Here is a 4,428-nt window from a genome sequence, read left to right on the forward strand (position 1 = left end):
GGGTAGTTCGAAGGGGGACTTTTACCCCTTCGATTAATAAGAAATCTCCTCCTTTTGGGAAAGTTCGAAGGGAAGCCTTTTACCCCCTCTATTGAGGTATTTTGCTCCCACGATTACCCAAGGAGACATTTTAAAAACTATTTTTCCTTGAGTTCTCTCCTTTTTTCAAAGTTAATAATTTTCTTTTTCACTACATTTTATCAAACTCTTCCGTCAAGTGGTTTAAAAAAATTCCTTAAAACTTTTTCTCTCACATATTAGATACGAAACCCCATCAAAAAAGTTCCTTAAAATTTTGGGAATTTTGCTAAGTTTTTAAAAAACCGTCTTTTTAGAAATAATTTAAATCTTCTTTCTATAACTTACATTTATAGCAAAAAATGAAGTTAGCCTTCTTAAATAACTTTTCGCTTAGCATCTTGAACTTAACAAAAACTACATTTTCAATTGATAGTGTTGTAATGTTTGTTAAGCAAGATAAAAAATATTAATACCATATATTTAGAAGAATTCCTCAAAATATTAATTCAAGATTTAAATTTTTTTACTTCAAAAACTTTGAAATTATTTAAAAAAATCCAAAAAAGTGCTATAATATGACTGACCAGTCAGTCAAAGAGATTGGAAGATTTAAAGCACATTTGATAGTGATAAGTTATATTTAAAAATGAGTGCATGAGGATAGGATTTATGAGTGTGATTGTTTGTTTGATTGTTATGACTTAAATTTGGAGATATTGATGAATGAGATAAACAAAAGAGAGCAAATTATTGAAGTAAGCGAGAAGCTTTTTCTTGAAAAAGGATTCCCTAATACCTCAGTTGAGGATATTACAAACGTTTTAGGAATTGCAAAAGGGAGTTTCTACACTTACTTTTCTTCAAAAGAAGAACTATTGAAGGAAATTGTTTCAAAGACTCTTAAAAATATTTATGAAGAGTTGTCGCAATTCTCATTTGAAAACAAAGACGTCGAAAAATCTTTTGAAGAATTTGTTTCACTTAATATAGAACTTGCAAAATCTTATGGGCCATCAATTATTGTATCTCTAAGAGACTTTGGTATGTTTTTAGAAAACGGAAGCGAAAAAGCTCTTGGAAATGTAATCTTCGATAGCATCAAAAAACTCATTGAAGAATTTCTAAGAAATACCATCCAAAATGCAGACGAAGAAAGTGTCATATACATTACAGGCATTTCTCTTTCAATTTGGATAGAAACATTTTTCTTCAAAAAAGAAATTAACAAACAAAAAATGGCAAAACTCATCTTAGATGGATTAAGGAGGAGTAAATGATAGCAGTGATAGGAGGAACAGGACACCTTGGCAATGTCCTTATAAGAGAACTTCTAAAAAGAGGAGAAAAAGTAATTTGCATAGTCCCAAAAGGTGAGGATCTTACTCCACTTAATGGGCTTGACGTTGAAGTTAGATTTTCCGATATAACTGATTTTGAAAGCATAAATAAGATGCTTTTTGGTGTTGATTACGTTTATCATACAGCAGGCATTGTCTCGATAATCAAAGGAGAATGGGAAAAGTTGTACAAAGTAAATGTTTTGGGTACGAGGAATGTGGTTGAAGCATGTATCAAAAACAAAGTTAAGAGGCTTGTCTATACAAGTTCGATTCACGCATTTAAAGAGCCACCTAATCAAGTACCTATAACAGAGGGTACTCCACTTGATCCTGAATATGGTGAATATGCAAAGTCTAAAGCGCTTGCAACTATTGAAGTGCTTAAAGGTGTAGAAAATGGGCTTAATGCAGTAATAGTTGCACCTACTGGAATTATTGGTCCATATGATTTTAAGATATCAGAAATGGGAACACTTATTCTTAAATACATAAAAAGCAAAGTATTTTTCTATGTTGATGGTGCTTATGATTTTGTTGATGTAAGGGATGTTGCAATAGGTGAAATCCTTGCAATGGAAAGAGGAAAAACGGGTCAAATTTATATTCTTTCAGGAGAAAAAATAACTGTTAAAGAAATTCTCAACACTCTAAGAAGCATTTCAGGAAAGAAGATTCCACATATAAAAATCCCATACTCTTTTGCCAAATTCACTGCACTTTTAACTCCTATTATTTCACGAATCACACATGAAAAGCCTCTTTTTACCCTTTATTCTCTTTCGGTTCTCAAATCAAACTGTAATGTGCAAAAAGACAAGGCAACCAGAGAGTTAGGATACTCATCAAGGCCATTACAAAAATCACTCAAAGATGCATATATGTGGTTTAAAGAAAATTATAGAGGGAATAAGCCTTTTAAGAAACTTTCACCGAATGTATTGCAGTAATTTTAAACGTAAGATAAACTTTTCCTCCTAACTGTATGTTTAATTCCTCAAAGGATCTTTTAGTAATAAGGGCATTAATGCAAAAGTTTTCAGCAATTTTTACCGTGATTGTTGCAATTCCATTTTTATTTACAATTTTATAAACAATTCCTTCAAATTGATTTCTTGCAGAAGACTGAAAAGGAGTTTTTGAAAGGGTTATATCCTGTGGATGAATAAATACCACAACACTATCTCCCACGTTGTATTCTTGCAAAACATAAATATATTCATTTCCAATATCTATCTTTGAAATATTCCCTTCAACTTCTATGACATAACCTTTTATGACATTTACACCTGTAAGATAGGCAACCTCAACATTCTCAGGGGTGAAGAAAATTTCAGAAGGTTCTCCGATTTGAAGTAACTCACCTTTACTTAAAACGGCAATTCTATCACCTACGATACTTGCTTCATCAAGGCTATGTGTTACAAAAAGAGCACTTTTTTTAAATGTTTTTATAATTTCTTTTATTTCAAATGCAATGCGCTCCTTTTCTCTTGGTGAAAGTTGAGAAGTTGGCTCATCAAAGAGGATTAAAGGTGGATCAAGAATAAGCGTTCGTGCAATGGCTACCTTTTGTTTTTCTCCACCACTCAGTTCTTCAGGATATCTTTTGAGAAGACTTTCGAGTTTAAAAAAATTGACAAGTTCGTTAAATCGGGTTGAAGCATCTTTAACAGACCTAAAACGCAAGCCAAACTTTATATTTTGCTCAACATTTAAGTGAGGAAAGAGCGCAAGCGTCTGGAATATATATCCTATGTTTCTATCTTCAGGTTCTTTTCTTGCAATGTCAATCCCGTCAAGGATAATGCGACCTTTATCTATGGGTAAAAATCCTGCAATGGTGTTAAGTAGTGTTGTTTTTCCAGACCCATTTTCCCCAAGTATTGCAATAATTTCGCCTTTGTTTAATTCTATGCTTATGTCTTTTAAAGAAAATTTGCCAATATGTGCATAGAGATTTTGTATCGAAAGTAAAACACTCATTTTACTCTCCTTCCAATTATTCTGAGGATGACAAAAATAAGAAGGGATATTATAAGAAGGGTCGCAGCAATTGATATTGAAGTTTCGAGATTGTATTGCGTATAAGCATCATATATACGAATTGGTGCAGTCATTGGATAGTATGCAACAATAATTACTGCGCCAAACTCTGAAATTGCTCTTGCGAATGCCGAAAGAAATCCAGAAATAATATGTCCTTTTATAAGAGGAATATTAACAAGAAAAAAAGTATGCAATTCGCCTGCACCTAAGATTCGTGATGCGTTTTCAAGAGATTGGTCCATATTTTTAAAGCCTTCCTTTACAGTATCCACAAAAAATGGGAATGAAAGATACATCATCGCAATGACAACTGCAAAACCTGTCCCCATTAATTTTATATTGAGTGTATCATAGAGAATTTTTCCAATAAGACCATCCTTTCCAAACACAAGAAGAAGGGCGATGCCAGCAACAATATGAGGTGTTGCTAAAGGTGTATCACAGATTGCTTCAATAATACTTCCAAGCTTTCCAAAGTGGTCTTTTGCAATAAGATAGGCAAGAGGGATACCGAATATGACACTCAGAATAGAGGATATAAATGCAAAAAATATGCTATTAAAAATTGCTTTTAAATTAAGTGGATCTCTCAAAGATGATACTATAAGCGTAAGTTTAGGATAAGTAATGAGCCTCAAAAGTGGAAAAATTATAAATAGTATACTAATCAAAGCAAATACCGCAAGTATCCATCTAAAAAACACTTTCATAGATTAATTATAATAAAAAAGATATTTTTTAAATATCTTTATATAAATTTGAGTGTGCCCTAAAACCTCCTTCGAAAAATGAGCAAAGAAGCTGTGACGTCAAGCAAAATGAGACATACCTAAATCTAGAGGGGCTTACGATTTTCCCCCTTCGAACTTCCCCAAAAAGAGGAGATTTCTCCTCACTACGTTCGTCGAAATGACAATCATTGGAAGAGGGCACATCCCCCTTTGAACTTTCCCCTAAAAACAAAAAGAATAACTTTTCACTTTCATTTGTCATTCCGAAGCCAATTTTTCCTTGTCATTCC

The 4,428-nt window shown here is 32.8% G+C and carries 4 protein-coding genes; 2 read left to right on the top strand and 2 right to left on the bottom strand.

The window, feature by feature from the left end; genetic code table 11:
• Nucleotides 1-740 precede the first annotated feature (740 nt).
• Both ACP5SP_RS07375 and ACP5SP_RS07380 read left to right on the top strand, forming a co-directional pair.
• On the top strand, nucleotides 741-1,298 hold the full coding sequence (locus tag ACP5SP_RS07375; RefSeq protein WP_424587152.1) for a TetR/AcrR family transcriptional regulator: 558 nt from the start codon (nucleotides 741-743) through the stop codon (nucleotides 1,296-1,298).
• The gene (locus ACP5SP_RS07380) at nucleotides 1,295-2,308 is read left to right on the top strand and encodes an SDR family oxidoreductase (RefSeq protein WP_424587151.1); all 1,014 of its coding nucleotides are present in this window, start codon (nucleotides 1,295-1,297) and stop codon (nucleotides 2,306-2,308) included. Before ACP5SP_RS07375 ends, ACP5SP_RS07380 begins: the two co-directional genes overlap by 4 nt.
• On the opposite strand, the gene ACP5SP_RS07385 is transcribed toward ACP5SP_RS07380, so the two are convergent.
• Nucleotides 2,277-3,344: an ABC transporter ATP-binding protein gene (locus tag ACP5SP_RS07385; RefSeq protein WP_424587150.1), complete on the bottom strand. Its 1,068-nt coding sequence runs from the start codon at nucleotides 3,342-3,344 to the stop codon at nucleotides 2,277-2,279. The two genes, ACP5SP_RS07380 and ACP5SP_RS07385, sit on opposite strands and share 32 nt — an antisense overlap.
• Nucleotides 3,341-4,117 (bottom strand): ABC transporter permease, encoded by a 777-nt coding sequence (locus ACP5SP_RS07390; RefSeq protein WP_424587149.1) that lies wholly within the window; start codon nucleotides 4,115-4,117, stop codon nucleotides 3,341-3,343. The genes ACP5SP_RS07385 and ACP5SP_RS07390 overlap by 4 nt, the downstream gene beginning before the upstream one ends.
• Nucleotides 4,118-4,428 lie beyond the last annotated feature (311 nt).

Source organism: Caldisericum sp., assembly GCF_049967455.1.
Classification (GTDB): Bacteria; Caldisericota; Caldisericia; order Caldisericales; family Caldisericaceae; genus Caldisericum; species Caldisericum exile_A.

Coding starts and splice junctions, on each gene's coding strand:
- ACP5SP_RS07390 (WP_424587149.1), bottom strand. CDS start 4,117: ATGAAAGTGTTTTTTAGATGGATACTTGCGGTATTTGCTTTGATTAGT.
- ACP5SP_RS07375 (WP_424587152.1), top strand. CDS start 741: ATGAATGAGATAAACAAAAGAGAGCAAATTATTGAAGTAAGCGAGAAG.
- ACP5SP_RS07385 (WP_424587150.1), bottom strand. CDS start 3,344: ATGAGTGTTTTACTTTCGATACAAAATCTCTATGCACATATTGGCAAA.
- ACP5SP_RS07380 (WP_424587151.1), top strand. CDS start 1,295: ATGATAGCAGTGATAGGAGGAACAGGACACCTTGGCAATGTCCTTATA.